We start from the raw sequence: 25,063 nt of genomic DNA, 5'->3' as shown, positions 1-25,063 counted from the left end.
CGTGATCGAGCAATGCGAGCAGGGCGTGGACTACATGACCGTGCACGCCGGCGTGCTGCTGCGCTACGTGCCGCTGACCGCCAAGCGGGTCACCGGCATCGTGTCCCGGGGTGGGTCGATCATGGCGGCGTGGTGCCTGGCCCATCACCAGGAGTCGTTCCTCTACACCAACTTCGAGGAGCTCTGCGATATCTTCGCGCGCTACGACGTCACGTTCTCGCTTGGCGACGGGCTGCGGCCGGGCTCGATCGCCGACGCCAATGACGCCGCGCAGTTCGCCGAACTGCGCACCCTGGGCGAACTGACCAAGATCGCGAAAGCCCATGGCGCACAGGTGATGATCGAAGGGCCGGGGCACATCCCGATGCACAAGATCGTCGAGAATGTGCGGCTCGAAGAGGAGCTGTGCGAAGAGGCCCCGTTCTACACCCTGGGGCCGCTGGCCACCGACATCGCGCCGGGTTATGACCACATCACCTCGGCGATCGGCGCGGCCATCATCGCCCAAGCCGGCACCGCGATGCTGTGCTACGTGACCCCCAAGGAGCACCTCGGGCTGCCGGATCGCAAGGACGTCAAGGACGGAGTGATCGCCTACAAGATCGCCGCGCATTCGGCCGATCTGGCCAAGGGCCATCCACGCGCGCAGGAGCGTGACGACGCATTGAGCACGGCACGGTTCGAGTTCCGCTGGAACGACCAGTTCGCGTTGTCCCTGGACCCGGACACCGCAAAGGACTTCCACGACGAGACGCTGCCGGCCGAACCGGCTAAGACCGCACACTTCTGCTCGATGTGCGGTCCGAAGTTCTGCTCGATGCGCATCACCCAGGATGTCCGCGATTACGCCGCCGAGCACGGGCTCGACAGCGAGGAAGCCATCGAGGCGGCGATGCAGCAAGGCATGGCGGAGAAGTCGGCCGAGTTCGCCGAGCACGGCAACCGGGTGTATCTGCCGATAACGCAGTGAATTACCTGCCGCTGGCGCCGCCCGGTACGACGCCGCTGCGGGTGCTGACGATCGCCGGATCGGACTCCGGCGGCGGCGCGGGTATCCAGGCCGACATCCGCACCTGCACTTTGTTGGGGGTGCATGCGCTGTGCGCGGTGACGGCGGTGACGGTGCAGAATTCGGTGGGCGTCAAGGGTTTTCACAAAGTGCCCGGCGATGTCATCGCCGCCCAGATCGAGGTGGTCTGCCACGACATCGGGCTGCAGGCCGCCAAAACCGGCATGCTGGCGTCGGCGGAGATCATCACCGCGGTCGCGCGGAGTTGGCGCGAGCATGGCGCCGGCGCGCCACTGGTGGTCGATCCAGTCTGCGCGTCGATGCACGGCGATCCGCTGCTCGACCGCAGCGCACTGGATTCCCTTCGCGCCGAACTGTTTCCGCTGGCGACACTGGTGACGCCGAACCTGCACGAGGTACGGTTGCTGGTCGACATCGAAGTCATCGACGCGAAAACCCAGGCCGACGCGGCTCGCGGGCTACATGCCCTGGGGCCGCAGTGGGCGCTGGTGAAGGGCGGCCATCTGCTCGGGTCGGCCAGCAGCACGGATCTGTTGTTCGACGGCAACGACTTTCACGAGTTCACCTCGCCGCGGGTGGACACCACCCACGACCACGGCGCCGGCGACACCCTGGCCGCCGCGACGGCCTGCGCCCTGGCCCATGGCTACACCGTGCCGGACGCCGTCGCGTTCGCCAAGCAATGGGTAACCGGATGCCTGCGTGCCGCCTATCCGCTCGGGCACGGCCACGGCCCGGTGTCTCCGCTGTTCAGGCTGTCGCCGTGAACCATCTCGAGCAGATCGCAGGCGTCGCGCACGAACCCGAGCGTGCCCCGCCCGGTGGCCCAAAAGGAATTGTGGTGTTGACACACGGCGCCGGCGGTAGCAGGGAATCCGCACTGCTGCAACAACTTTGCGACGAGTGGGCCCGGCGCGGCTGGCTTGCGGTCCGCTACAACCTGCCTTACCGGCGGCGACGGCCCAAGGGGCCGCCGTCGGGTTCGGCGGCAACCGACCGCGCCGGCATCGTCGAGGCGACCACCGTTTGCCGCGACCTTGCCGCGGGCCCGCTTATCGCCGGCGGCCATTCCTACGGCGGCCGCCAGACGTCGATGGTGGTGGCGGCGAAGGAAGCGCGGGTGGACGTGCTGACGCTGTTCTCCTACCCGGTGCATCCACCCGGTAAGCCGGAACGCGCCCGCACCGAGCACCTGCCGGACATCGCGGTGCCGACGGTGTTCACCCACGGCACGTCGGATCCGTTCGGCACCGTCGACGAGGTGCGCGCCGCCGCGGCTTTGATTCCCGCACCGACCGAGATCGTCGAGATCACCGGCGCGCGCCACGACCTAGGCTCGAAGACCCTCGACGTCGCCGGGTTAGCGGTCGACGCTGCATTGAAGCTGCTGCGCTGAGCGACGCCGAATGAACTCGGCCGCGATGTCAGCGACCTTGACGTTGGTGTCTTGGGAGGTTCGGCGGAGAATGTCGAACGCCTCGTCCTCGGAGACGTCGTTGAGCACCATCAGCATGCCGACGGCCTTGCCGATCGCGCGGTTGCTGGCCAGCCCCCGGCGCAGCCCGGCCGCGTCTTCGCCATACGCTGCGGCGTTGGCAGCCACCGTGGCGAACGCCGCCAACACGAGGGCCCGTTCGACTGACTTGGTGTCGAATACATTGGGTGTGTCGGAAAACAGGTTGAGCGCACCCACTTTGGCGCGATCCACCAGCATCCGGACACTCAGAGCGCCGCGAACCTGCGTTTCGGCGACCACGCGGGCTGCGAATACCGGCCACCGACCGCCAGTGGTCAGATCCGACGCTATTTGAGCGGTTTGCTCGTCGAAGGCATCGAGGCACGGCCCACTGCCCAGCGCCAGCTCGAGTTTGTCGATCGCGTGCGCGACGGGGTCGCTAACGGCCGCCGTGCTGCAAGCGCCGCCACGGCTGATCATCAAGCTGGCATGGTCGCAGCCGGGAACCATCATTGTGGCCGCTACACAGATCGCGGCATAAATTTCTTTCGGCGTCAAACCCTCAGTGACGATGTCAGCCAGCGACGTGAACACGCTTGCCGGATCGACATGGCTGCAAGACGGCATGGCAAACTCCACTCTTTCTCGATCAGGCCGACGGCGCCGGGGCGGCAGCGGGTTCACACTGCGCGTCCCCCGCTGCCGCCACCGGACAATCAGGCGTCGATCACCTCGCGCTTGGCGACTTTGCTGTTGAGGGCGTCATGGCCGTCGCCGCGACCGATCGTGATCTTGCGAGGCTTGGCCTTCTCGGCCACCGGAATGTGCAGCCGTAGCACGCCTTGGGAGTACGAGGCTTCGATCCGCTCGGTGTCGAGGTTCTCGCCCAGAACCAGCTGCCGGCTGAACACTCCGCGCGGCCGCTCGGTCGCCAGCATGTCCCGGTTCGGATCAACGGCAGGGCGCTGCGCACGCACAGTTACAACATTGCGTTCGATGTCGAGGTCCAATGAATCCTGGTCGATGCCAGGCAGGTCGAACTCAACGAAGAACGCATCACCTTCGCGCCACGCGTCCATCGGCATCACCGCCGGACGGGCGGCGGTGCCCAGCGCCTGCTGGGTGAAGCGGTCCAGGTCACGGAACGGGTCGGTACGCATCAACATCGTGGTCACCTCCGACTCTCCTATCCTCTGCAGGATGTCATCTATAATCTGTGTTGAATGACACAGATTTGATATAGCATGCATGCGATGATGTCGCAAGTGTGTTACAAAGATTTCCTGTGTGTGCAGCCAAGGATAGCTTGTGATGATCGATCGACCTGGTACGCCAGACATGCCCGACCCGAGCCAAGGCGTCTACGGCATCACCGTGGCCGCCGAACTCTCCGGCATCCCGGTGCAGTCGCTACGTCTCTACGAGCGCCATGGCTTGTTGACCCCTTCACGCAGTGACGGCGGCACCCGCCGCTACAGCGCCGACGACCTGGCTCGGTTGCAGCGCATCAGCGAGCTGGTTGCCGCCGGTGTCAACCTCGCCGGCATCGCCCAAATCCTCAACCTGCAAGACGACAACGCGGCGCTGCTCGCTGCCAACCGGGCCGTCTCTTCAGCGGGCACGAAAGCCAAGGAGAAAGCCAAACCCAAAACCGACAGCGGCTGAGCCCGCGCGCTGGCGATTCCCGATACCAGGGGTACCGGGTATATTGTCGTTCCATGACTGCGGAGCATCTCGACGTCGTCGTCGTGGGCGCCGGCTTCGGCGGCATCGGTGCGGCGATCCAGCTGAAGCGCCTCGGCTACGACAACATCACCATCCTCGACCGCGAGGCCGACTTGGGCGGAACCTGGCACGTCAACCGCTATCCGGGCCTGGCCGTCGACATCCCGTCGACCACGTATTCCTACTGGTTCGAGCCCAACCCGAACTGGTCGCGGCTGTTCGCCACCGGCCCGGAGCTCAAGCAGTACGCCAACGATGTCGCCGCCAAGTACGACGTGCGCCGTCACATGCGGTTCAACACGACGGTGGAAAGCGCCCGCTGGGATGAGGACTCGCAACTGTGGCAGGTCGCGCTTGCCGGTGGTGAAACGCTGACCACGCGCTTCCTGATCAGTGCCACCGGCTTTCTGTCCCAACCGCACACGCCGGACATCCCGGGCATCACCAGCTTCAACGGCAAGGTCGTGCACACCACCGCGTGGGACGACAGCTACGACTTCGCGGGTCGTCGGGTCGGCCTGATCGGCACCGGTGCCACCGCGATCCAGCTCATCCCCGAACTGGCAAAGACGGTGGCCGACTTGACGGTCTACCAGCGCACCGCGATCTGGGTGGCGCCCAAGCTGGACTTCGGGATCGCGCCGGCCGTACGTCGGCTGTTCGCCCGGGTGCCAGTCGCCCAACGGGCAGTGCGCTGGGTGACCGACAACCTGCTCGAGTTCATGACGCTCACCGCCGTGCTGAACTACCGCTATTTCCGGCGGCTGTCCATCGCCGGGATGGACCTGTGCAAGATTCATCGGTTCGTGCAGGTTCGGGACAAAGAATTGCGGCGCAAGCTGACGCCCGATTACGACATTGGCTGTAAACGGCCGAGCTGGTCCAACGACTATTACCGCAGCTTCACCAAACCGCATGTGCACCTGGAGACCGGCGGCATCAGCCGTATCGAGCCCGATGGCATCGTCACCAACGACGGGCGCAAGGCCATGATCGACACCCTGGTGCTGGCCACCGGATTCGATCTGTGGGACGCCAACTTCCCGGCCATCGAGGTGGTCGGCCGCGACGGCAGAAATCTCGGAAAGTGGTGGCGGGAGAACAGGTTCCAGGCCTACCAAGGGGTGTCGGTTCCGTACTTCCCCAACTACCTGAGCCTGGCCAGCCCGTACGCCTTCTCCGGGTTGTCCTTCTTCAACACCATGGAATACCAGATGCGGCATATGGACCGGTTGCTGGGCGAGGTGAAGCGAAGGGGCGCAAGCACATTCGAGGTCACCGAAGACGCCAACGCGCGCTTCCTGGACCGGATGACCAAATATCTGGACAGCTCGGTGTTCTACGCGGGTGACTGCGCAACGTCGCGGTCCTACTACTTCAACCACAGCGGGGAGGCGACGCTGCTACGGCCGACGTCAGTGCGCAACGCCGTGCGGGACGGCTCTCGATTCCCGCTGAGCGACTACGCAATCGGCTAACGGAGGACTGCGAAAACCATGTCTCGCAATAGCAACCGCCTCGCCCGCTTTTCCGGTCTGGCACTGGCCGGGGCCGGGCTCTCGCACTTCACCAGTCCGCGGTTGTTCGAGCCGATCACCAAGGCCGCATTTCCACGTAACACCCGTCAGCACGTCTACACCAACGGCAGTATCGAGACGGTGCTGGGTCTGGGTTTCAGCAGTCGGCCGACCCGCAGCCTGGCCATCGTCGGGCTGATCGGCTATCTCGCCTACCTGGGCGGGAATGCTATTCGCCACTCCCAAACACCATAACCTGCATCAGTTTTCGCACACAAGCTTGCGGGTAGGCGGAGTTGTCGGCCGGGTGCTCGTATTGCACCAGCCGTCCCACGTCGACCACCATGGCCATCGCCGCGTGCACCAAAATGCGCGCCTGTGTCGGCGTCAGTTCCGGGCGGGCCGAGGTAAGCAGACGCATCCAGGAGTCGATCGTGGTGCGCTGCACACTGCGCAACAACTGCTCGTCCACCCGAGTCAGGTTGACCCGCTCGGTGTAGTAGATCGCGACCAGTTCCGGATTGGCGAACGACGTTGCCACGTAAGCCTCGATCAACAGCGTGAGCATCTGGCGTGGCTCGGTTAGACCGGTCAGGATCGTCGACAATCGGCCGGAAACCCGGTCGGCCGCCCGCCGCAACCCCGTCGAGAGGATGTCGCACTTGCCGGGGAAATACCGGTAGATCCCGGACACCGGGATACCGACCGCCGAAGCGATCTCCGCCATGCTCGTCTCGGGGTAGCCCTTAGCGTTGAACAACACCATCGACGCCTGCAACAGGGCTTCGTAGACACCGGTATCCGATTCGAAGATCCGCCAGGACGTAGGGCGGCTCAGCGCATCCTTTGGCTTGGGCAGCTCGGCGCCGAGCACAGCCGAGGCGGCTTCGGCCAGCAGCGTGCGGATCTCGGCGGCCGGCAGCGCAACCCGGTGGTCGACGATGCTGCCGATCACGCTGAGCAGCCCCGACGACAACATCCACCGATGCGACGACGTCAACGTCGGCCGAATCGCCATGAGCGGCCGTTGGATTCGACGATTGACCACCCGCAATTGCTCCATCAAAGTGGATTGGTCGTCGCCGTGCAGGTATCGGGCTTGCCACCGGTACAGCCCGCCGGACTCGCGGTTCGCCAACGTCACGTCGATCAGCGCGTCGACCAGTCGATCCAATGTCGCAGCCGCGTCGGCAGCTGAGAGCTCGGCCGGTTCCGCGTCGGCAAAATCGGTGCAGTCGACCAGTTGCTGACCCAAGGCCAGGACCGCGCCGCGGAACAGGTCGTACTTGCTGGCGTAATGCCGGTACAGCGCCGGCGCGGAGATTCCGACCTGGGCCGCGATGGCTTCCATGCTGACTGCGTGGTAGCCCAGCGCGCTGAACGACTCGGCGGACACCCGGGCGATCTGAGCTTTGCGGTCTTTGGGCCGGCGGCGCACGACGGCGGCAGGCTCGGTGCGCGCGCTCGTCACCGCCTCACCCTAGCGCGCAGATCATTAGCTCAAAAAGCTACCGAAGAGTCAGAACAATCATTAACATAGTGGATTGTTCGTCGTCCGTTGAGGACGATGTGCGAAATTGGGTCGAAGGGTATCTGGAGATGCTGAGCAAAGTTCGCCAAGTGCTTGGCTACCAAATCACCGTCGCCGAGTTGATCGGCCTCGGGCTGATCGTCGAGACACCATATCTGCTGGTGGGAACCATTGGTCGACGACACACACCGCCCATTTGCAGCACATGCACGGTGCCGACTTCGTGGTGTCGTTCCTCGGCTCGATCGTGTCCTGGCCGGTGCTGCTGTTCGCGAACGTGTGCATGACATGAGCGCTGAAGCCACCGGAGTGCCCCCGACCGTTCTCGATACTTCCATTCACATAACTGAGCGGCCGGCCTCCGTCGCCGCCGCAATCAAGATTTGAAAGGAAGTCCGTGAGCAATCGTCAGCTATACATCGCCATCGTCGGCGCGTCACTGGTCGTGGTCGGGCTGCTGGCACTCTGGTTTCCGGTTTATCTGAGCCAGTACGACCACTACGGCGTGCAGATCGCCTGCGGCAGAGGCTTCAGTTCGAACCTGTCGCAGGCCTCCGACGCCGGCGGCCAGGGCCTCGTCGCGCAATGTGATACGGCACTGCTGCTGCGGCGCATCTGGGCGATCCCGGCTGTCGTCCTGGGCTGGGTGATACTCACCGGCCTTGTCGCGATCTGGGCGCACACCAAACCTTCTGACGAGGAAAGCTCGCGCTTCTGGGAATTGAGCGGGGACAGCACATAGCCGTATTCGACAGTTAAAACTGGACAGTCTAGACTGTTAAGTTTAGACTGGCGGCTGTGGATGGGATCAGCGAGTCGGCGGGAGCGGCTGCCCGAGATCTTCGGGTGACGTTCAGCCGGCTACGACGCCAGCTGAAGGATGTCTCGACCGGTAATGATCTGACGCCGTCGCAAACCGCGGTGCTCACCCGGCTCTGGAAAGAAGGACCTTCGTCGGCCAGCGCGTTGGCTGCCGCCGAGCGGATGCGTCCGCAGTCGATGGCGACGATACTGACCGGGCTCTCGGGGCACGGCCTTATCCGGCGTGCGCCCGACCCCGATGATGGTCGGCGCCAAGTGATCTCATTGACAACCGCGGGCCGGCGCCGCGCGGAAAGCGACCGTCAGGTCCGCGAGGAATGGCTGGCCCGTGCCATGCAGGAGCGCTACTCGGAGCGGGAACGCCGCGTCATCCTCGACGCGTTTTCCCTGCTCCAGCGCTTAACCAATTAGCGAAGGGAGTTACCAATGGGATTGGGAATACACTTCATCGACTTTCTGCCCGGCGATCCGGCGAATCTGGCGCCGACGCTGGTCGCGACCGCCAAGGCCGCCGAAGACATCGGTGCGTCGATATTCACCCTGGCCGATCATTTCTTCCAGATGGAAAACTTTGGGCGTGCGGAAGATCCGTTCTTGGAGGGCTACACGTCGCTGGGTTATCTGGCCGGTCAGACCGCCAGCATCGAGCTAGCGCTGCTGGTCACCGGGGTCACCTATCGGCATCCGGGAGTGCTGGCCAAGACGGTCACCACGCTCGACGTGCTCTCGCAGGGCCGGTCGGCGTTCGGTATCGGAGCCGCCTGGTACGAGCGCGAGCATGTCGCGTTGGGTGTCCCGTATCCGCCGTTGCGTGAGCGGTTCGAGATGCTCGAAGAGACGCTGCAGATCTGCCTGCAGATGTGGGGCAACGACGGTCCCTACAACGGCAAGCACTATCAGCTGGCCGAAACAATCTGTGTGCCCAAGCCGATTCGTCGGCCGCCGATCCTGATCGGCGGTGGCGGCGAAAAGAAGACACTGCGGCTGGTCGCGCAGTACGCCGATGTCTGGAACTGCACCGATTCCGAGCCCGAGGTACTCAGGCACAAGATCGAGGTGTTGACGCGTCACTGCGAGAATGAAGGCCGCGACGTCGCCGAGATCCGCAAGACAGTTGGGCTGTTCGCGGATCCGTTCGACGACGTCGACGGCTATCTGAAGCGGCTGGAAGACTACGCCGAGCTGGGCATCGAGATGATCAACATCGGCCCGGTCCCGGGCACCCCGGACCCCGCCGGCTTCGTGCAGCGCTTCGGGGACAAGCTGATGTCCAGGGTATCCGAGATCGGTTGAGCCGCAGCCACGTTGTGGATCAGATGGCGGAGATGAGACGGGCGCGCTTCTCGGCGTATTCGGTGTCCGAAATGGCGCCGTTGGCCCGGAGGGCATCAAGCTCCTGCAGGCGCTGCCACGCCGGTGCCTCCGAAGGCGCAGACACCGGCTGATGCCCCCGCGCCGCAGTGTTGTGCTGCCAGTGCTGCACTGTGGCGCTTGGCCTTTCGCCGAAGTTGAGCAGGCCGAGTCGCAACAGAAGCAGCAGAATCGCGACGACACCGCCGATCGGCAGGGCGAAGTAGAAGACCCCAACGCCGGATACGCCGGCCTGGCTCAGCACGACAACACGCAAGAGGATCCAGAAGACGAGTAGCGCGACGGTCGCTCCGAGCACCACTTTGGTCCGGTTGTTCATTGATGTATTCCTTTCTGGGAGTTAGCTCCTGGTTGCAGGAGCGTGAGGTGGGTGGCGTATCGGCCCGTTGCCGCGGGCCGATACGCCACATGTGGGTTGGCTACGGGCAAGTCACGTCGATTTCGAAGGGCTTGCTCACCGGTCCCGCCATCGGATTGGACATGTCCGCGCCGCTCGCGGTGCCGGTGATCTTGTAGGAGTTGCCGTCCTTGGTGGCGCTGGCGTTGCCTGAGGTCCCGCCAACTCCCAACGACACGCCGTTGACGTTGCCGAGCGCGACGGACTTGACGACCGGCGGGTTGGCATCCGTTAGCACAGCGCCGATCGCCGTGGGGGCACCCGACGCACCGGCCGTGGGCCCACCGATAGCGATGTTGACGCTGCCGGCGGCGTTGGTGCAGGCAACCGTGCCCTTGACGCTTTGGTCGTGACCGTCGACGAGCACCTTGGTGTTCGCGTCGCTGGTCGCGGCCACCGCTCCATTGCCGGATCTGACCGTCCCGCTGTGGGAACAGCCCGCCAACGCCACGGCGAGGATTGCCGCCGCGGTGGCCGTGATCATGATTTCGCGTTTCATTAGCTACGCTCCTTTTCTTCATTGCTGATCGTTCTTCGTCGCTCATCGCGACGCGTTAAACACTTTGCGGGACAGGGCTTACTGGATCCTTAATGGACTGCTCAGCAGTGACGCTCACTCCGCGCCGGTCGCCATGTCCAGGTACATCGACTGGATGCCAACACGGCCGGGTCCGGTGAAACGGTTGAAGATGAGATTGCCACTGCCGCCGAATATTCCGGTGCGCAAGCCAAACACATGCGGGTCCATCCGCACGCTCTCGTCGCGGTAGATCCAGCTTCCCGGCTCCACGTCGATCTGCTCACCGGGACCAAGGACTTTCTCGAAAACGTTGCCGTAGCCGTGCAACCACACGACGCCTTCGGACTCTGTCGCGGCGAACCGGTCCACGAAGAACCCGGTCGAGCCGAACATCATGTTCTTGATCCCCTTCTGGCGGGTGAATCCATATTCCAGATTGCCTGTCGCCGCCAGGTATTGGTGCTCACGCACCTCTACCGCGGAACCGGGGCGCAAATGCAGCGGGAACACGTGGCCACTTCCATCACGGGAAAATGCGACCTGTCCCGGCCCACGCGCTTCGGTCAAAAGCAGCTGCATGCCGGCGATCATGCGCTTGAACGCACCCTTACCTTTGATCCCGATGGCGAGCGACGGTTCTTTCCAGAGCACGACGTGGTGCTCGAAAAACACCGGGACGCTGCCGTCCAGCCAGATGTGCAGTACCGGCACCAGCTCTCCGTGGATGCGGTAGTACACGCCCGGCGCGCTCCCGTCCGCGATGGTGGTCGGTAGTAGTTGGGGCGGCTCGGGCCGATAGGTGTTACTCATCGTCGGCCCTGGCGTGCCGCGGGACATTCGTGAACACGACACGACCGAACTCGTCGGCCAGACGCTGGTTACCCCATTCGTCCTGGCGCCGCCATCGCTGCTTGCTGTAGAAGAATCGCTCTGTTTGTGGTGTGTTGCTGAGGTTGGTGTTCGTCATGCCTATAGGGTCCGGCGGAGGCCTTAATGGATTCTAAGTAGTCCGACCCCATCTCATGAATTCCGTTGTGGCGGAAGAATACTAACGCTTGGTTTCGAGCGTGAATTCTTGATCGCCGATGCGAAGACGATCGCCGTCCCGCAGTTCGGCGCTCGGATCGATCCGCTTCCCGTCCACTCGGACCCCGTTGACTGATCCCAGATCCGTGATCGTCAATGCCGTGCCGTTGTCGGTGATGACCGCGTGGTGACGGCTGACTTTGACGTCGGACAGCACGATGTCATTATCGGAGCTGCGGCCGATCCGGGTGGCCGTGCCGACGGTCAACGCATACCGTTGACCGTCGGCGGCGCGCAACGCGGCCGCGACGGGCCGGCGGGTCGGGGTTGCGTTGCCCTCGACGGCGACGGACGACACTAACGTGTCTTCGGCATGGGCCTGAGCAGCTCTGCGCACATCCACCTCTTCCTGGCGCAGGACTTGCTCATAGAGCTCCCGTAGCTTGGGGCCCGGGTCAATGCCCAAGTCTTCGGCCAGTCTGGTTTTGAGCCGCAGGTAAGCGTCGAGGGCATCTGATTGGCGGCCTGCCAAATAGTAGGCGGTGATCAGCTGCGCCCACAGCGGCTCGCGGTAGGCATGCTCGTCGATCAGCGTCTGTAGTTCCATGATCACGGCGTCCGGTCGGCCGCAGGCGATTTGGGCCTCAACATGAGCGGTGTGAGCGACGACCTTTTCCTCATCGAAGGCCGTGGCAAGGGTCTCCACGAATTGGAAATCCCGCAGGTCCTCCAGGAACGGCCCGCGCCACTGGGCCAGCGCATCTGACATGAGCCGGCTGGCCTGCTCGAATTGCGCGGCGGCCGCGGCATGCACTCCGGCGTCCTTTTTGGTGCGAAAACGCCCGAGGTCAGACTGATCGGGAGCGACGGTCAGTCGGTACCCCGGCGGCGCGCTGGCCAGCAGCGCCCGGTCGATACCCGCGCCCCTCATCAGGCGACGCAGGTTGGAGATGTAGGCGTGCAGTGTGGCTCTCGCTCCGGGCGGTGGCCGTTGATCCCAGGCGGCGCTGATCAGCGTGTCGATGTCCACCGGTCGATTGGCGTTGACGACCAGCACCGCCAGCACGGCACGTTGCTTCGGCGTGCCCAACGGCACCAACTCGCCCCCGACGCTCATCTGCAACGGGCCCAACACGCCGAATTCGACGTCGTCGCCGTCCGTCGCGTCGTCAGGGCCGGTACGTGGCGAAGCCGCAGTCATCGCGCCCCCAACCAGTCCCCGATCGTGATGTTCCTGAGCCCAACGAGTAAGCCAGCTAAGTAGCAGCAGCATAGCCGGTTGACCCCCGTGGGCCGTGCTGGCGATCAGTTTGAATTGATCATGCCGCTGAAATGCCGGGAATAGGATTTGGCCATGCCGGTGTCGGTGGGCGAACTGTTTGCGGGATTCACCATCCTGCGGGTACTGGGCGCCGGCGCGATGGGCACGGTGTACCTAGCCGCCCATCCCCGGCTACCGCGCCAGGATGCGCTGAAGGTGTTGTCGGCGGAGTTGACCGCCGACCCCCAATATCGCGAGCGGTTCCTGCGCGAGGCCGATTTGGCCGCCAGCTTGTCGCATCCCAACATCTTGGGCGTCCACGACCGCGGCGAATACGAAGAGCAGTTTTGGATTTCGATGGACTACGTCGCGGGCACCGACGCCGGTCGGTTCGTGCGCGAGCACCACCCGGACGGAATGCCCCTCGCTGACGCGCTGGCGATCATTACTGCAGTCGGTTCGGCATTGGATTACGCGCATCAGCGGGGGCTGCTGCACCGCGATGTCAAACCGGCCAACATTCTGCTGGACTCTCAGTCGCAACGAATTTTCCTGGCGGACTTCGGAATCGCTCGGCGCATCGATGATGTATCGGGGCTGACCGAGACGAACATGGCGGTGGGTACGGTGTCCTATGCGGCGCCCGAGCAGTTGAAGGGTGAGTCGCTCGACGGCCGCGCCGATCAGTATGCGCTGGCCTGCACGGCATTTCACCTATTGACGGGCGCGCCGCCGTATGTCGATTCCAATCCCGCGGTGGTCATCACCAAACATTGCATGGCCCCCGCGCCATCGTTCGAGCAATGCCGCCCGGAGTTGGCTGGGCTGGATCCGGTGCTGGCCAAGGCGATGGCCAAAGCGCCCGCCGACCGATTCGCCAGCTGCCGAGAATTCGCCACCGCATTGCAGCACCATCTCGGGCCGCCCAGCGCGCACTTGCACACCCTACCGCCGACCCAGCCAAGCCAAGTTGCGACGGCGTCCGCGATCGGGGCTGGCCTGCAGCGGGTTTCGCGTTCGAAGGCTCGGCTTGCGGCGCTTGTGGTCATCCCGTTGCTGATCGTCGCCGCCGTTGTCGTCGCCGGCGTGACGCTTTTCGGGCACCGCCGTCAGGCCGGCACGGCGAGCCCGTCGGCCACCGCGAAAGCCGATGCTTTTGCTGGCACCTACCGGGCGGATTATGGCCCGGGAACCGATCTCGAGGGTAAACCGGTCGCCGGTGCGCCGCCGATGACCGGCACCTGGGACGTGCGCTCGACGTGCGGCTCCGGCGGCTGCGTGGCGACGGCGTCTTACGTCGGCGGCAGCGGAATCGTGCTGGTCTCGAATTTGGTGTTCGATCAGGTGGGCGGCAGCTGGGTGGCCGTGGGCCTCGGCTCAACGCCGTGTAATAACGCGCCTGCCGAAGTCTGGGTGGTGTTCACCCTGCAACCACAGCCCGACGGCACCCTGAAAGGCGAAACCGTCAGGTCCACCACGAACAGCTGCAGCGCCGGAAAACGAAGCGTAACCTTCACCCGCACTGGCGATCCCGACGTCGCCAAAGTTCCCGACCCGGCCACCCTACCGCCGCGGGCGGCGTCCCCGGCCATGGCGCTACACGGCCGGTACCACGAAACGATCACCTACGCGAACGGCAATTCTGCGCCGGGACAAGACGATCTCACTGTCCGTACCGAGTGTCTTCGCACCGGCGAGCGGTGCATGAGCCTGTTCCACGCGCCCGACGGCGTTGTGCCACTTGTCTTCAGCGGCGGAAAGTGGACCCGCGACGACGAGGGCACCGTACCGTGCAATCTCGGCGGCACGGTGCATATCAAACTCACCGCGGAGTATCCACTGCCTGACCCGCTACAGGAGCCGATTCCGGTGCTCACCGGGCATGGCCAAAATGTAACGACCGGAAGCGCCTGCGCCGGCGGCGATTTCGAAGACAAGTTCGAGCGCACCGGCGACTAGCCAGAAGTCTCGGGTCAGGATCGTTAAGAATCCATTCTGGTCCCGGACTTACCGTCGCGACCATGAAAACTATCCGCACCCGGAAGCGGGTGATTGCCACTGTGCTGTTGTCGGGCGGCCTCACGCTAGGCGCTATCGGACTGGCCGCAGGTGACGCGCAGGCCCAGCCCGGAGACAACTTCTCGGTTCCGCATCACTGGTGCCCGGGGCAGCCGTTGCCGGAGGGCGATGTCCATTGGGACACCAATATCTGCCACACCTGGTTCTGGGTGCCGGTCGGGGGTATGGGCAATGCCGGCGAGTTTGTTTGGGATGGCGATACTCCACCGCCTCATGGTCCGCCGCCGTGCTACGGAGCCCCGATTTGCTTGCCCGGCCTGTAGCGAATGAGCCAACGATGGACCGATCTTTGCGGCTTCGCCGTTTTTCCAGGTCACGTGAGGATACTCTGCGGCCTATGAAGCGAGTACTCGTTGGAGTAGCAACGACCGTATTGTTGTCGGTCGGTGCGGGACTGGGAGCCGGCACCGCCCAGGCCTATAACTACGGCCCATTTCAGTGGTGCCCCGGGCAACCCATGCCGAACGATCCACCACGGTCGGATGCAGACCTGGTGTGGGATATGGGTGTCTGCCACACCTACTATTTCGCCTACGACGTGCGGACGAAGGCACCCGCCCACTATTGGGAGGGACCCAACCTATTTCCAACTCCGATCCCGCCGCCTCCGCCGCCCGCGAATCCGCCGAACATTGCCCAGCAATGCCCGGGCCTCATTCCCTTCGTTAACTGCTTGCCCGGCCTCTGATTACGCGTTGACGGCGAGTAGGAGCTGATGCGTTATATCTACGGCAGGATGTCGCTCATGAAGTTCCCGCCGCTGGCCACCGCGTGGAGAATGTCGCCCGTGGCAGAGGCGAAGTCGAAATTGCCGGGGTCACCCGCGGTGGCGGTGCTGTCGTTGCCTACGACGGAGGCGATGTCAAAGCCGCCGAAGGTAGTACCGTCTGGGTCGCCCGCGGTGGCGGTGCTGCCAGTTCCATCGACGTAGGCATCGTTGAAGGCGCCGAAAACACCCAAGCCGGGGCCAGCGGCGACGGCCTCGTCGTAACTGCTGCCGGTTTGGACGACGGAGGCGACCTCGAAGAAGCCCGCGACTGCTTTCGCCTCGGCGTCGTTGCCGGTAACAGTGGCGGTGTCGAAGTCGCCGAAGGCATAGGACCCGGCGCCGTTGCCGACGGCGGTGGCCGTGTCAAAGCTGCCGCCGGCGGCGTCGGCGAGGGCGTTGCCCTGGGCGTAGGCGAAATCGCCGACGCTGAAGGCGCCGCCGTTGGCAATGGCTTCGCTATTGGCGCCATCGGCGATCGCGATATCCCCCAAACCCCCCGACGTGGCGGTCGCGGTGCCGGTTTGATACAGCGTGAAGCCGTCCACCGAGATGGCGAGGTTGCTCGGATCAAACGACTGCGCGTCTGCGGCGGCCGAGGAGGCCCCCGCCAAATCATTCGCGTCAACTGGTGACGCGGGGTCGGCCGAAGCCGTCCCCGGGCTGGCGGGCAGCGCCGCCCCGATGCCTAATCCGACTGCCAGTCCTGCGAGCCGACCGGCACGAGTAGTGCGCTTCATCGATCTTCCTTTCCCCGACTGCACCCCCTGGGGTACGCAGTGTTGTGGATCAGTTCAGACCCACTGAATGACGGGGAACCTACTCCGCACACTGTCTCGGCACTTAGGTTTCGCACAGTTTGTTGTAAGCGTTAATTAAGGTGCAGAAACGCCTACTTGGCCAGCTCGTGCCGGGTGCGGTCCTCGCGAATCGGGACACCGTTACGGCCGGTGAGATCCTGGGCGTACAAACCGGTTACATAGGCGACACCGCCGCCGTTGATGCCGAGCTCGGTCCGGTCGATGTGCTCTAACGTGTCGGTGCTCTTGTGGTAGTTCGGGTCGAACGGCTGGTCGGCGGCGCCGCCCCACAGGTTGGCCTCTTCCGGTGTCTTCTTGTTCTCGGCGCCCGAGAACAACCCGCCCGACGGGATACCCGCCAAAGTGAAGCCGTCGTAGTCGGACCGACCGTCGAACGAGGTATCTTCCGCCTTCTTGCCGGCCGAGTTGAGGTAGGCGACCAGCGAACGCTCGATCCCGGCCGAGCCCTCCGGCACCACCGGATCGCCCCGCTTGTCGTTGGGCAACGACTGATCCCCGTCGTAGGTGAAGTAGCCCGGATTCGGCGACGCGAGCATGTCGAAGTTCAAATACAGCGCAATGTCCTTGAGCGCGTTGACATCCAATGACGCGACGTACTTCCTCGACCCGATCAGCCCGAGTTCCTCTGCACCCCAGAAGCCGAACCGCACCGCGTTGCGGATCTGCGGTGTGCTGCCCAGTTGCAGCGCGGTCTCCAGCACCGCCGCCACCCCGGACCCGTTGTCGTTGATACCGGGCCCCTCGGGAACGCTGTCGAGGTGCGCGCCGGCCATCACCACGTCGCTAGTCAGGCCCGTCTTGGTCTGCGCGATGACGTTGCGGGCTTGCATGGTCTTGGTTTCCGCGGAGAGCTTTACCGTTGCCGGCCCCGAGGTGAGGCGAAGCGCCGCGCCGTCGGGCTTGGTCACGCCGACCACGGGGATCTTGACGTCGGTGTTCTCGCCAAGGGTGCCGCCCATCTGCTCCTCGACGACGTTGTCCGCCACGACCATCGCGACGGCGCCGCGCTGCGCGGCGGCTGCTTCCTTCTGGGCGAATGGGCAGGTGCCGCGGTCCACCAGCACCACCGCGCCGTTGACCGGCAGGCTGCCGTAATCGGAGGCATTGCAGGCCGGGTTGTCATCCGAAACCGTCACCAGCGGACCGGTCACCCCGATGGGCGGGGTGGCGGGGCTGTATTCCAAAGCCTTCGCTTCGACCGTCCGGTCTCCGATGGTCACCGACGCGGGATCGGAGTGGAACACCCGCGCTTCGAACTGAAGGGTTTGCACGTCAAAACCCTTGTCCCGCAGCTTGCCCGCCACGTAGTCGACGCTGGCGTCGTAGCCCGGTGTGCCGATCGCGCGGGTGTTGCCGTTGGCGTTGGCGATGTCCTGCAGCTTGGTCAGGTGCGCCATCATCCCGTCGGCGCTGACCCGCCCGCGCAGGCCAGCGGCGAAATCCGGGGCCGATACCCGCTTCAGCGGCCCCACACTGTCAGACGGTGCACACCCGCCTGCCACCAACGCGATGGCCGCAATCCCGGCGAGGAACGGTTTTGATTTATTAACCATCGCGCTCAGGTTAGACGGCGCATCAGGTGACGTGTTCGTCGGAATGGTCGAGTCCCAGGTAGGCATGAATGGTGGTGCCCCCCGGTGTCGTGTGGGTGCGCAGCAAATCCGCGATCGCGTTGACGACGAAGAGCCCGTACGGGCCCGCCCCCGGCGAGGCGGGCGGTCGGCGGCCGGCGAGCGGATCTGTCCAGTGGCCCATGTCGCGCGCCTCGCAGACCACGTGCCCGGCCTCGTACCAGAACGCCAGTCGGCATGCACCGCCGGCATGGTTGAGGCTGTTGGTCGCCAGCTCGGTGGCGATCAGCATGAGGTCGGCGACCCGGTCCGCGGACATGCCAAGCAGCCGCCCGTAGCGATCAACACACTTGCGGGCACCGGCCAGGTCGGCCGGCTCGCTGACGGTGTACGTCACCGCGGCGGGGTTGGTCGCCAGGGGTCGATTGCACCGGTCGAGTGCGGCATCGAGCGCGTACTCCGGACTGTGTTTACGTGAACCGCCTTGCCAGATCTGCGGATGCGTGAGGAGGACGTCGGCCAGGACGCTTTGGTCCAGGCACGAGGCGTCGTAGGGACATAGACCGGTCACATCCAAACCGTCCAACGCGATATTGGCCAGTGCCTCATGCTGCATACACGCGGACGTTTCGAACGCGGTGCGGCCCGCCCAAACCGGTTCAGCGACGATCCGGACGTGATCGTCCGGGTGCCTTTCGACAAAAGCGAGGTGCGCCGCGATGATTCGGCCGGGATTGCGCCCAAAACCGGTGATGTCCGCCATCGTGATGTCCGCCGCTGCGTTACCCAATGCGCGCCGCAGCAACGCCAACCTGTTGCCCGGCACTGCGACCAACACCGGCTCCGCAAGGTCCAAACCGTCGGAGATGAACCGCACCAACCAATCGATGTACTCGTCATCCGAGTGGTAGAGCAGCGCGCAATGATCGAAAGCTGGAATTCGCGCGTGTGCTGTCACTGTCATGTCGACGGATTGATCCTCGCCAGTGCTTCCCTGGAATGTCGCTTCGTACATTTACCCAGGCGGCGGAAAACTAACCGTTTCTGTCTGTCGGTTAGACGATCAAATCCGCCACGGCACGCATGCCCGCGGCGTTGGGGTGAAACGGTGCCGGGCGCCACGGCAGCGGCCACCCCGCACCCGCTGCCCACGGGTCCGCCGACCAGCCATGATGCTCCTTGCTGGCTTCTCCGGCGCGCACCAGCTCGCAGCCAGTGGCCTGCGCGGCCGCCGCGGTGGCTTCTTCCAGGCGCGCGGCGACGTGGCGGCCAAGGTCGGCTTCCGCGGCCGACAACGGCGGGGCGGGCACACCGTCCGGCGGCAGCAGAGTGAGGTAGTCAACGAACACCACCCGGGCGCGCGGCGCACGGCGACGCACCGCGGTGCCGACCGCGCGCAACGAGTCGCCGACGCCGTCAAGCGCTCGCTTGCGCGCGTCGCGGTCAAACAGCGCACCGATCGCGGGAAGTAGCCGGAGCGGCCGGGGCAACGTCGCCGCCATCAGCAGCGGCACGTATCCGACGTCGTTGCCACCGATTGTGAGGGTGACCAACTCTTCGGAGCCGTCCAGCGCGTCGATCTGCGGCCGCGCTCCGCGCTGACGTTCGGCAAGCACATGCGCGGTGGTGGCGCCGGAAAACGTGACGTCGACGAGGTTGAGGTTCCGTCGTTCGGCGACGAGGTGGGCGTAGTTGCGTGCCGACCGGCCCGACCCGAACGGCGCGCCCGGCGCCTGGGGCCGAATACCCGGACCGGCCGCCATCGAACTGCCGAGCGCCACATAGCGCCCGCTCATAGCGTCGGGCTGGAGGCTTGTGCCCAGAATCGCTTGGGAATCCGGCCGGCCCGGCGGGCCAGATAGCCGGCCGTCACAGCTGCGGCCATCGCCGCGGCCATCACGGGCGGGTCGGCGGCCCGGGTCACCGCGGTCGCCAGCAGCACCGCGTCACATCCCAACTCCATCGCCAGCGCGGCGTCGCTGGCGGTCCCGATGCCGGCGTCGAGGACGACGGGGACGCGGGCCTGGGCGACGATCATCTCGATGTTGTGCGGATTGGCGATGCCCAGACCCGTGCCGATCGGCGAGCCCAGCGGCATCACCGCCGCGCAGCCGGTGTCCTCCAGTCGTTTGGCCAGCACCGGGTCGTCGTTGGTGTATGGCAACACCACAAACCCGTCGTCGACCAATTGCTCTGCAGCTCTGACTAATTCGACGGCGTCGGGCAGCAGTGTGCGTTCGTCGGCGATCACCTCCAGCTTCACCCACTCGGTACCCAACGCTTCACGGGAGAGCTGCGCGGTCAGCACCGCCTCCGCGGCGCCACGGCAGCCCGCGGTGTTGGGCAGCGGCGTGATGCCCAGTCGGCTCAACAGGTCGAGCATGCCCGTGCCGCCCTCGGCGTCCACCCGGCGCATCGCGACGGTGGTCAGCTCGGTGCCGGATGCGACCAGGGCTTCCTCCAGGACTGCCAGGTTGGCCGCGCCTCCGGTGCCCATGATCAACCGCGACGCGAAGCTGCGCCCGGCAATCGTCAGTTTTAAGTCAGCCACCTTGCACCGCCGTCACCACCTCGAGTTGTGCTCCGTCGGAAAGAGTTGTCGCCCAATCGGATCGCGGTAACACCGCTTGGTCGACGGCCACCGCGATACCGCGGTCGGGATAGCCCAGCGACTGCAGCAGCGCCGCCACAGTGGTCTGATCATCGACCTCAAGTGGCTCGGTATTGACGGTAACCATCATGCGCCACTCCTCCTCATCGCTTCGCTCTGCATCGTCGCACCGCGGATCATCATGCGCGGGCTCCAACCGGAATGAGTTCGGAAACAATCTGTTCGGCGGTCCAGGGTGCCAGCAGGAAACCGGAGCGCCCGTGGCCGGCGGCGATCAGCGTGCGCGCATCCAGCCGTCCCACCAGCGGCAGGTTGTCCGGTGTCATCGGACGCAGGCCGGCGACGCACTCCGCCAGCTCGTATTCGCCGAGCGCCGGCATCACCGTGCACGCATCGTCGAGCAGGTCACGCACACCGGATACGGTCGGCGCAGTGTCGCGACCATGCTCGTACTGCGTGGCGCCCACCACTACACCGTCGGCGCGCGGCACCAGATATACCTGCCGTCCGTGCACGCGGGCACGAATTACCCTCTGCGGCAACGGCATACACCCCTTACGCCAGCGCAGCCGCAGCACTTCGCCTTTCACCGGCCGAATCGGCAGACCGGGCCACAGTGTCGGGGCGTCGATGCCGTTGGCAATCACGACCGCGTCGGCCTGCACCGAACCCAGCTCTGCTACCGGCCCATCCCATTGGACGCCGACCCGCTCGCATGCCGCCGCCAACCCGTCGAGCAGGGCGCGGTTGTCCACCGCCAGCTCGGTGGGCGCCCGGAAGCCGTGCCGAATGCCCTGTGCCAGCGCCGGTTCCACGTCGCGCGCGGCCGACTCCCAGATCACCGGATGGCCTTGCGCGGACAACCAGTCGGCAACCGTATGCAGGTCGGCGACATCAGCGCGGTCGACGGCGACCGCCAACGACTCGCGTGCGGTGATCAGCTGCTCCGGCAGCCCGTCGGTGAAGCCGCCCTGTTGCCACAGCCGCAGCGACTCCAGGCCCAGTTGCAGCAGCCGCTCCTCACCGGGCCAGCCTTCGCTGTGCGGCGCCAGCATTCCGGCGGCCACCCAGGACGCGCCGGGCCGCCCGGTGCGGTGTACCCGCACCGACCAACCCGCCTGAGCCGCGCGCCGTGCCACGGACAGCCCGATGACGCCGCCGCCGATGACGGCCAGCGATCCCGAGTCCGGTGGCATCTTTCGCTCCCTTCGCCGGCATGATCCGGATCAGGTGTGACGGTAAGGGCCGACGCGCCCATTCTCAGACCCCGCTCGCGGGACTCCCGTGTCGACTTCCCACGCTAGCGGCTAGCGTCGCGGTGTGCACGCACCTGATGGCCCCGCTCTTCCTCGGGCCGTGCCGGCCCGCATTGTCGCCGGGGCGCGTTTGGCCCGGCTGGCGAGTGCACGGCTATATCTGTGTACCGATGCGCGCCGCGATCGTGGCGATCTGGCCGAGTTCGCCGATGCCGCTCTGGCCGGCGGGGTGGACATCATTCAGCTGCGCGACAAGGGCTCGACGGGTGAGCGCCAGCTGGGTCCGCTGGAGGCGCGTGACGAGCTGGCAGCGCTGGAGATCCTCGCCGACGCCGCACGCCGGCATGGCTCCCTGGTCGCTGTGAACGACCGCGCCGACATCGCCCGCGCCGCCGGCGCCGACGTGCTGCACCTCGGCCAGGATGACCTGCCGCTGGCGGTGGCACGCGACATCCTCGCACCGGACACGCTGATCGGCCGGTCGGCGCACGATCACGGCCAGGTGGCCGCGGCGATCGCCGAGCCCGTCGACTACTTCTGCGTCGGGCCCTGCTGGCCGACGCCCACCAAACCCGGACGCCCCGCCCCGGGGCTCGGACTGGTGCGTGTCGCCGCCGATCTGGCACCCGACAAACCCTGGTTCGCCATCGGTGGCATCGACGCCGATCGGCTCTCGGAGGTGCTGGAGGCCGGCGCTCGCCGCATCGTCGTGGTCCGGGCGATCGCAGCGGCGGAGGATCCGCGGGCTGCGGCCGAGCGGCTCAGTTCGGCGCTTGCAGCAGCGAGCTGATCCGGGAACTCAGCAGGGACGGCGGCTGGTCGGGCCTGCCCGCGGTGCACCACACGAAAACACCGGCCTCGATCTCGAGGGTGCGTGGCAGGTGCCGCCGCCGCTCGTCATCGGGGCTCAACGGCACCATCGCCGGTGCGGTGCGCAGCTGTTGCCAACTGGCGGCAAACCCTGGATGCAGCGGCAGTTCTTCCACCTCGTCTTCGCCGACCCAGCGCAGTTCGGCGCTTTCCCGGTTGGGCACGGCGTGCAGCAGTTCGCCGGCGTCCGCAACGACGGTGGTGTAGGTCCAGTTCGTGCCGCTGGCGGTGGCGGTGATCACGGTCGCCCGCACCGAGAGCTGCTCGCCGGGCAGCCCCGCCTCCTCATGCGCCTCCCGGACGGCGGCCTGCTCGGGGGTCTCGTGGCTGTCGCGGGCGCCGCCCGGCAGCCCCCACGTTCCGCCCTGATGACTCCACGGCGCCCGGTGCTGCAGCAACACCGCCGGCGTACCGTCGGACCGGGGCGCTCTCAATAGTAAGCCGGCCGCGCCGTGCCGGCCCCAGTAATGCATGCCGCTGTCGGAAACCACCCATCCGTCACCGTCGCCGCGCACGCGTTCAGGATAAGCAGCCCGCCCGACGACGATGCGGCCAGCGCAGCTGGCCGAGAAGGAGTCGAGCAATCACCCCTCAGGTCCCCGCATCTGGGGAAAACACTCTTAGACTTTGCTTATACAGTTCGTGACAGGTACGCCCGAGAGATGAGGTCCGAACAGACGTGACCGTTGAGTTGGCGCATCCGTCGACCGAGCCCCTGGGCTCGCGGTCGCCGACCGAGCCGGCCCACCCCCGCTGGTGGTTCGTCGCGACGACGCCGGGCCGCATCCTGACCATCGGTCTCATCCTGGCGATCCTCGGCGGGCTCAGTGCGTTCGCGACGTCGACCACGATCAACCAGCGGCAGCAGGTGCTGACCACGGTGTTGAAGCACACCGAGCCGCTGGCGTTCGCGGCCGGACGGCTGTACACCACGTTGTCGGTGGCCGATGCGGCAGCCGCGACCGCCTTCATCGCTCGGGCCGAACCGAGTGCCGTCCGGCAACGCTACGAGCAGGCGATCACCGACGCGGCGGTGGCGGTGACCCGCGCGTCGAGCGGGCTGACCGACGAGCCGCTGGTGCAGTTGCTCGGACGGATCAACGCCGAATTGTCTGTCTACACGGGCCTGATCGAGATCGCCCGCACCAACAACCGGGCCGGTAACCCGGTCGGGTCGTCGTATCTGTCCGAGGCGTCGTCACTGATGCAGTCGACGATCCTGCCGGACGCCCAACAGCTTTACCACGAGACATCGGCACGGGTGGACGCCGAGACCACGGCATCGACGCAGATCCCGGCCCCGGTGATCCTCGTCGTCACCGCGACGGCGGCCTTCGGCGCGTTCGCCCACCGCTGGCTGGCCCGACACACCAAGCGGCGAATCAACCCCGGTCTTGTCGCGGGCGCACTCGGGATTCTCGTTATGGTGGTCTGGGTGGGGACGGCTCTTGCGATTTCCACCAGCGGCAGCCGCACCGCCAAAGACACTGCGGCAGAGTCGTTGAAGACCGTCACCAATATGTCCATCAATGCCCAGCAGGCCCGTGCCGACGAGACGCTGTCATTGATCCGGCGCGGGGACGAAGAGGTCCGCAAGCAGTCCTTCTACGAACGCATCGACGCCATGCACAAGCAGCTCGACGAATATCTCGCCCGCCCCGACGCGGTCGACAAGGACGACTTGCATGACGCCGATCAACTGCTGAGCCAGTGGCGGCGGGCCGACGACCGGATCAACGCCTACATTTCGGTGGGCAATTATCGGGCTGCCACCCAAGTCGCGCTGGGCAACGGTGACGACGACTCCACCCCCGCGTTCGACAAACTCGACCGGGCCCTGGGCAAGGCGATGGAGCAGAGCCGCAACGAACTGCGCGACGACATTCTCAACGCGCGCCGCGGGCTGGCCGGCGCGACGGTCGGCGGTGTGGTGCTCAGCCTGGGCGCCGCCGTCGCGGTCGCTCTCGGTTTGTGGCCCCGGCTAAGCGAGTACCGATGACCAGACGCCCGCTCCGCATCGTGTGCGCGCTGGCGGCGGCGCTGGTGCTGGCCGGGTGCAGCGAGTCGTCGGCCATGGTCGTCACCCCGGTGCCGGCGCTGCCGCCGCCCACACCGGCCGGCATGCAGGAGATGCCGCCCCAGCCGCCGCTGCCGCCGGACAAGTCCGCCGACAGCTGCAACCCCACCGCCAGCCTGCGCCCATCTACCAACCCGGCCGACGCCGACGCCGCGGTGGCGAATATCCGTGCTCGCGGCAGGCTGATCGTCGGCCTGGACATCGGCAGCAACCTGTTCAGCTTCCGCGACCCGATCACCGGCGAGATCACCGGATTCGACGTCGACATTGCCGCCGAGGTGGCGCGCGATATCTTCGGCAACCCGTCGCAGGTCGAGTACCGGATCCTGTCGTCCGACGAGCGCATCACCGCGCTG

Annotated in this window: 30 protein-coding genes and 2 pseudogenes; 16 read left to right on the top strand and 16 right to left on the bottom strand. The window is 65.7% G+C overall.

Features of this window, described 5'->3' with window-relative positions:
- From thiC to VKI00_RS02915, 3 genes are all read left to right on the top strand, one after another.
- On the top strand, nucleotides 1-970 hold a 970-nt coding region (gene thiC, locus VKI00_RS02925), incomplete at its 5' end, for a phosphomethylpyrimidine synthase (RefSeq protein ID WP_324435216.1).
- A complete protein-coding gene (gene thiD / locus VKI00_RS02920; protein WP_324435215.1) occupies nucleotides 967-1,797 on the top strand; it encodes a bifunctional hydroxymethylpyrimidine kinase/phosphomethylpyrimidine kinase in 831 nt (276 codons plus the stop codon). The genes thiC and thiD, both read left to right, overlap by 4 nt.
- Entirely contained in the window at nucleotides 1,794-2,426 is a 633-nt protein-coding gene (locus VKI00_RS02915) for an alpha/beta family hydrolase (protein WP_324435214.1), read from the top strand. Before thiD ends, VKI00_RS02915 begins: the two co-directional genes overlap by 4 nt.
- Here VKI00_RS02915 and VKI00_RS02910 read toward each other — a convergent pair.
- Both VKI00_RS02910 and VKI00_RS02905 read right to left on the bottom strand, forming a co-directional pair.
- On the bottom strand, nucleotides 2,391-3,113 hold the full coding sequence (locus VKI00_RS02910; RefSeq protein WP_324435212.1) for a GAF and ANTAR domain-containing protein: 723 nt from the start codon (nucleotides 3,111-3,113) through the stop codon (nucleotides 2,391-2,393). The genes VKI00_RS02915 and VKI00_RS02910 overlap by 36 nt on opposite strands.
- Before the next feature lie 89 nt (nucleotides 3,114-3,202).
- Nucleotides 3,203-3,652, bottom strand: coding sequence for an Hsp20/alpha crystallin family protein (locus tag VKI00_RS02905; RefSeq protein WP_324435219.1), 450 nt, complete (start codon nucleotides 3,650-3,652; stop codon nucleotides 3,203-3,205).
- 145 nt (nucleotides 3,653-3,797) lie between these two features.
- On the opposite strand from VKI00_RS02905, the gene VKI00_RS02900 reads away from it, so the two are divergent.
- The 3 genes from VKI00_RS02900 to VKI00_RS02890 are packed head-to-tail and all read left to right on the top strand — an operon-like array spanning nucleotide 3,798 to nucleotide 5,983.
- Nucleotides 3,798-4,151: a helix-turn-helix transcriptional regulator gene (locus VKI00_RS02900; protein ID WP_324435210.1), complete on the top strand. Its 354-nt coding sequence runs from the start codon at nucleotides 3,798-3,800 to the stop codon at nucleotides 4,149-4,151.
- Between the two features lie 53 nt (nucleotides 4,152-4,204).
- Complete coding sequence (locus tag VKI00_RS02895; protein ID WP_324435208.1) at nucleotides 4,205-5,689, top strand: NAD(P)/FAD-dependent oxidoreductase; 1,485 nt, start codon at nucleotides 4,205-4,207, stop codon at nucleotides 5,687-5,689.
- A gap of 18 nt (nucleotides 5,690-5,707) precedes the next feature.
- Nucleotides 5,708-5,983 carry a hypothetical protein gene (locus tag VKI00_RS02890; protein ID WP_324435206.1) on the top strand — a complete coding sequence of 92 codons (276 nt, stop codon included), beginning with the start codon at nucleotides 5,708-5,710 and terminating at the stop codon, nucleotides 5,981-5,983.
- Here the strand turns inward: VKI00_RS02890 and VKI00_RS02885 are convergent.
- Complete coding sequence (locus VKI00_RS02885; RefSeq protein ID WP_324435204.1) at nucleotides 5,958-7,199, bottom strand: TetR/AcrR family transcriptional regulator; 1,242 nt, start codon at nucleotides 7,197-7,199, stop codon at nucleotides 5,958-5,960. The two genes, VKI00_RS02890 and VKI00_RS02885, sit on opposite strands and share 26 nt — an antisense overlap.
- 128 nt (nucleotides 7,200-7,327) lie before the next feature.
- Here VKI00_RS02885 and VKI00_RS02880 point away from each other — a divergent pair.
- The 4 genes and pseudogenes from VKI00_RS02880 (at nucleotide 7,328) to VKI00_RS02865 (ending at nucleotide 9,374) form a co-directional block, all read left to right on the top strand.
- A pseudogene (locus VKI00_RS02880) lies at nucleotides 7,328-7,551 on the top strand (hypothetical protein).
- Between the two features lie 105 nt (nucleotides 7,552-7,656).
- Nucleotides 7,657-8,001, top strand: coding sequence for a hypothetical protein (locus VKI00_RS02875; RefSeq protein WP_324435202.1), 345 nt, complete (start codon nucleotides 7,657-7,659; stop codon nucleotides 7,999-8,001).
- A gap of 56 nt (nucleotides 8,002-8,057) precedes the next feature.
- Entirely contained in the window at nucleotides 8,058-8,492 is a 435-nt protein-coding gene (locus tag VKI00_RS02870) for a MarR family winged helix-turn-helix transcriptional regulator (RefSeq protein WP_324435199.1), read from the top strand.
- Nucleotides 8,493-8,507: 15 nt separating this feature from the next.
- Nucleotides 8,508-9,374 (top strand): LLM class F420-dependent oxidoreductase, encoded by an 867-nt coding sequence (locus VKI00_RS02865; protein ID WP_324435197.1) that lies wholly within the window; start codon nucleotides 8,508-8,510, stop codon nucleotides 9,372-9,374.
- A gap of 19 nt (nucleotides 9,375-9,393) precedes the next feature.
- Here VKI00_RS02865 and VKI00_RS02860 read toward each other — a convergent pair whose 3' ends face one another.
- The 5 genes from VKI00_RS02860 to VKI00_RS02840 form a co-directional block, all read right to left on the bottom strand.
- On the bottom strand, nucleotides 9,394-9,771 hold the full coding sequence (locus VKI00_RS02860; RefSeq protein ID WP_324435195.1) for an SHOCT domain-containing protein: 378 nt from the start codon (nucleotides 9,769-9,771) through the stop codon (nucleotides 9,394-9,396).
- Between the two features lie 100 nt (nucleotides 9,772-9,871).
- Nucleotides 9,872-10,348, bottom strand: coding sequence for a lipoprotein LpqH (locus tag VKI00_RS02855; RefSeq protein ID WP_324435193.1), 477 nt, complete (start codon nucleotides 10,346-10,348; stop codon nucleotides 9,872-9,874).
- Between the two features lie 114 nt (nucleotides 10,349-10,462).
- Nucleotides 10,463-11,179, bottom strand: a complete 717-nt coding sequence (locus tag VKI00_RS02850; RefSeq protein WP_324435191.1) for an AIM24 family protein — start codon at nucleotides 11,177-11,179, stop codon at nucleotides 10,463-10,465.
- Entirely contained in the window at nucleotides 11,172-11,336 is a 165-nt protein-coding gene (locus tag VKI00_RS02845) for a hypothetical protein (RefSeq protein ID WP_324435189.1), read from the bottom strand. The genes VKI00_RS02850 and VKI00_RS02845 overlap by 8 nt, the downstream gene beginning before the upstream one ends.
- Before the next feature lie 81 nt (nucleotides 11,337-11,417).
- Entirely contained in the window at nucleotides 11,418-12,596 is a 1,179-nt protein-coding gene (locus VKI00_RS02840) for a BTAD domain-containing putative transcriptional regulator (protein ID WP_324435187.1), read from the bottom strand.
- 153 nt (nucleotides 12,597-12,749) lie between these two features.
- On the opposite strand from VKI00_RS02840, the gene VKI00_RS02835 reads away from it, so the two are divergent.
- From VKI00_RS02835 to VKI00_RS02825, 3 genes are all read left to right on the top strand, one after another.
- Nucleotides 12,750-14,615, top strand: coding sequence for a serine/threonine-protein kinase (locus VKI00_RS02835; protein ID WP_324435185.1), 1,866 nt, complete (start codon nucleotides 12,750-12,752; stop codon nucleotides 14,613-14,615).
- A gap of 62 nt (nucleotides 14,616-14,677) precedes the next feature.
- A complete protein-coding gene (locus VKI00_RS02830) occupies nucleotides 14,678-14,998 on the top strand; it encodes a hypothetical protein (protein WP_324435183.1) in 321 nt (106 codons plus the stop codon).
- A 74-nt stretch (nucleotides 14,999-15,072) separates the two neighbouring features.
- Nucleotides 15,073-15,423 carry a hypothetical protein gene (locus VKI00_RS02825; RefSeq protein WP_324435181.1) on the top strand — a complete coding sequence of 117 codons (351 nt, stop codon included), beginning with the start codon at nucleotides 15,073-15,075 and terminating at the stop codon, nucleotides 15,421-15,423.
- A gap of 38 nt (nucleotides 15,424-15,461) precedes the next feature.
- On the opposite strand, the gene VKI00_RS02820 is transcribed toward VKI00_RS02825, so the two are convergent.
- The 7 genes from VKI00_RS02820 to thiO all read right to left on the bottom strand — a co-directional run bounded on the left by VKI00_RS02820 (nucleotide 15,462) and on the right by thiO (nucleotide 21,700).
- Nucleotides 15,462-16,241: a hypothetical protein gene (locus tag VKI00_RS02820; RefSeq protein WP_324435179.1), complete on the bottom strand. Its 780-nt coding sequence runs from the start codon at nucleotides 16,239-16,241 to the stop codon at nucleotides 15,462-15,464.
- Nucleotides 16,242-16,393: 152 nt separating this feature from the next.
- Complete coding sequence (locus VKI00_RS02815) at nucleotides 16,394-17,875, bottom strand: M28 family metallopeptidase (RefSeq protein WP_324435177.1); 1,482 nt, start codon at nucleotides 17,873-17,875, stop codon at nucleotides 16,394-16,396.
- Between the two features lie 22 nt (nucleotides 17,876-17,897).
- A complete protein-coding gene (locus VKI00_RS02810) occupies nucleotides 17,898-18,857 on the bottom strand; it encodes a sensor histidine kinase (protein WP_324435175.1) in 960 nt (319 codons plus the stop codon).
- A gap of 91 nt (nucleotides 18,858-18,948) precedes the next feature.
- Nucleotides 18,949-19,689 (bottom strand): SGNH/GDSL hydrolase family protein, encoded by a 741-nt coding sequence (locus tag VKI00_RS02805; RefSeq protein ID WP_324435173.1) that lies wholly within the window; start codon nucleotides 19,687-19,689, stop codon nucleotides 18,949-18,951.
- Complete coding sequence (locus tag VKI00_RS02800; protein WP_324435171.1) at nucleotides 19,686-20,444, bottom strand: thiazole synthase; 759 nt, start codon at nucleotides 20,442-20,444, stop codon at nucleotides 19,686-19,688. The genes VKI00_RS02805 and VKI00_RS02800 overlap by 4 nt, the downstream gene beginning before the upstream one ends.
- Nucleotides 20,437-20,634 carry a sulfur carrier protein ThiS gene (gene thiS / locus VKI00_RS02795; protein ID WP_324435169.1) on the bottom strand — a complete coding sequence of 66 codons (198 nt, stop codon included), beginning with the start codon at nucleotides 20,632-20,634 and terminating at the stop codon, nucleotides 20,437-20,439. The genes VKI00_RS02800 and thiS overlap by 8 nt, the downstream gene beginning before the upstream one ends.
- 49 nt (nucleotides 20,635-20,683) lie before the next feature.
- A complete protein-coding gene (gene thiO / locus VKI00_RS02790) occupies nucleotides 20,684-21,700 on the bottom strand; it encodes a glycine oxidase ThiO (RefSeq protein ID WP_324435167.1) in 1,017 nt (338 codons plus the stop codon).
- Between the two features lie 190 nt (nucleotides 21,701-21,890).
- Between thiO and thiE the strand changes: the two genes are divergently transcribed.
- Nucleotides 21,891-22,550: a thiamine phosphate synthase gene (gene thiE / locus VKI00_RS02785; protein ID WP_324435217.1), complete on the top strand. Its 660-nt coding sequence runs from the start codon at nucleotides 21,891-21,893 to the stop codon at nucleotides 22,548-22,550.
- On the opposite strand, the gene VKI00_RS02780 is transcribed toward thiE, so the two are convergent.
- Nucleotides 22,522-23,145, bottom strand: a complete 624-nt coding sequence (locus VKI00_RS02780; RefSeq protein ID WP_324435166.1) for an NUDIX hydrolase — start codon at nucleotides 23,143-23,145, stop codon at nucleotides 22,522-22,524. The two genes, thiE and VKI00_RS02780, sit on opposite strands and share 29 nt — an antisense overlap.
- A 164-nt stretch (nucleotides 23,146-23,309) precedes the next feature.
- Here VKI00_RS02780 and glnX point away from each other — a divergent pair, with 164 nt between their 5' ends.
- The gene (glnX, locus tag VKI00_RS02775) at nucleotides 23,310-24,629 is read left to right on the top strand and encodes a protein kinase G-activating protein GlnX (protein ID WP_324435165.1); all 1,320 of its coding nucleotides are present in this window, start codon (nucleotides 23,310-23,312) and stop codon (nucleotides 24,627-24,629) included.
- Nucleotides 24,626-25,063: pseudogene (locus tag VKI00_RS02770) on the top strand (transporter substrate-binding domain-containing protein); the annotation flags it as partial. The gene glnX and the pseudogene VKI00_RS02770, both read left to right, overlap by 4 nt.

The organism is Mycobacterium sp. (assembly GCF_035314665.1).
In the GTDB taxonomy this organism is placed as follows: domain Bacteria; phylum Actinomycetota; class Actinomycetes; order Mycobacteriales; family Mycobacteriaceae; genus Mycobacterium.
The sequence above is the reverse complement of the archived record's forward strand: the minus strand, read 5'-3'. Positions and strand labels throughout refer to the sequence as shown.

Coding starts and splice junctions, on each gene's coding strand:
- VKI00_RS02865 (WP_324435197.1), top strand. CDS start 8,508: ATGGGATTGGGAATACACTTCATCGACTTTCTGCCCGGCGATCCGGCG.
- VKI00_RS02850 (WP_324435191.1), bottom strand. CDS start 11,179: ATGAGTAACACCTATCGGCCCGAGCCGCCCCAACTACTACCGACCACC.
- VKI00_RS02905 (WP_324435219.1), bottom strand. CDS start 3,652: ATGTTGATGCGTACCGACCCGTTCCGTGACCTGGACCGCTTCACCCAG.
- VKI00_RS02845 (WP_324435189.1), bottom strand. CDS start 11,336: ATGACGAACACCAACCTCAGCAACACACCACAAACAGAGCGATTCTTC.
- VKI00_RS02830 (WP_324435183.1), top strand. CDS start 14,678: ATGAAAACTATCCGCACCCGGAAGCGGGTGATTGCCACTGTGCTGTTG.
- VKI00_RS02810 (WP_324435175.1), bottom strand. CDS start 18,857: ATGACAGTGACAGCACACGCGCGAATTCCAGCTTTCGATCATTGCGCG.
- VKI00_RS02860 (WP_324435195.1), bottom strand. CDS start 9,771: ATGAACAACCGGACCAAAGTGGTGCTCGGAGCGACCGTCGCGCTACTC.
- VKI00_RS02895 (WP_324435208.1), top strand. CDS start 4,205: ATGACTGCGGAGCATCTCGACGTCGTCGTCGTGGGCGCCGGCTTCGGC.
- thiS (WP_324435169.1), bottom strand. CDS start 20,634: ATGATGGTTACCGTCAATACCGAGCCACTTGAGGTCGATGATCAGACC.
- VKI00_RS02825 (WP_324435181.1), top strand. CDS start 15,073: ATGAAGCGAGTACTCGTTGGAGTAGCAACGACCGTATTGTTGTCGGTC.
- VKI00_RS02840 (WP_324435187.1), bottom strand. CDS start 12,596: ATGACTGCGGCTTCGCCACGTACCGGCCCTGACGACGCGACGGACGGC.
- VKI00_RS02890 (WP_324435206.1), top strand. CDS start 5,708: ATGTCTCGCAATAGCAACCGCCTCGCCCGCTTTTCCGGTCTGGCACTG.
- VKI00_RS02820 (WP_324435179.1), bottom strand. CDS start 16,241: ATGAAGCGCACTACTCGTGCCGGTCGGCTCGCAGGACTGGCAGTCGGA.
- thiO (WP_324435167.1), bottom strand. CDS start 21,700: ATGCCACCGGACTCGGGATCGCTGGCCGTCATCGGCGGCGGCGTCATC.
- VKI00_RS02855 (WP_324435193.1), bottom strand. CDS start 10,348: ATGAAACGCGAAATCATGATCACGGCCACCGCGGCGGCAATCCTCGCC.
- VKI00_RS02815 (WP_324435177.1), bottom strand. CDS start 17,875: ATGGTTAATAAATCAAAACCGTTCCTCGCCGGGATTGCGGCCATCGCG.
- VKI00_RS02900 (WP_324435210.1), top strand. CDS start 3,798: ATGATCGATCGACCTGGTACGCCAGACATGCCCGACCCGAGCCAAGGC.
- VKI00_RS02805 (WP_324435173.1), bottom strand. CDS start 19,689: ATGAGCGGGCGCTATGTGGCGCTCGGCAGTTCGATGGCGGCCGGTCCG.
- VKI00_RS02910 (WP_324435212.1), bottom strand. CDS start 3,113: ATGCCGTCTTGCAGCCATGTCGATCCGGCAAGCGTGTTCACGTCGCTG.
- VKI00_RS02835 (WP_324435185.1), top strand. CDS start 12,750: ATGCCGGTGTCGGTGGGCGAACTGTTTGCGGGATTCACCATCCTGCGG.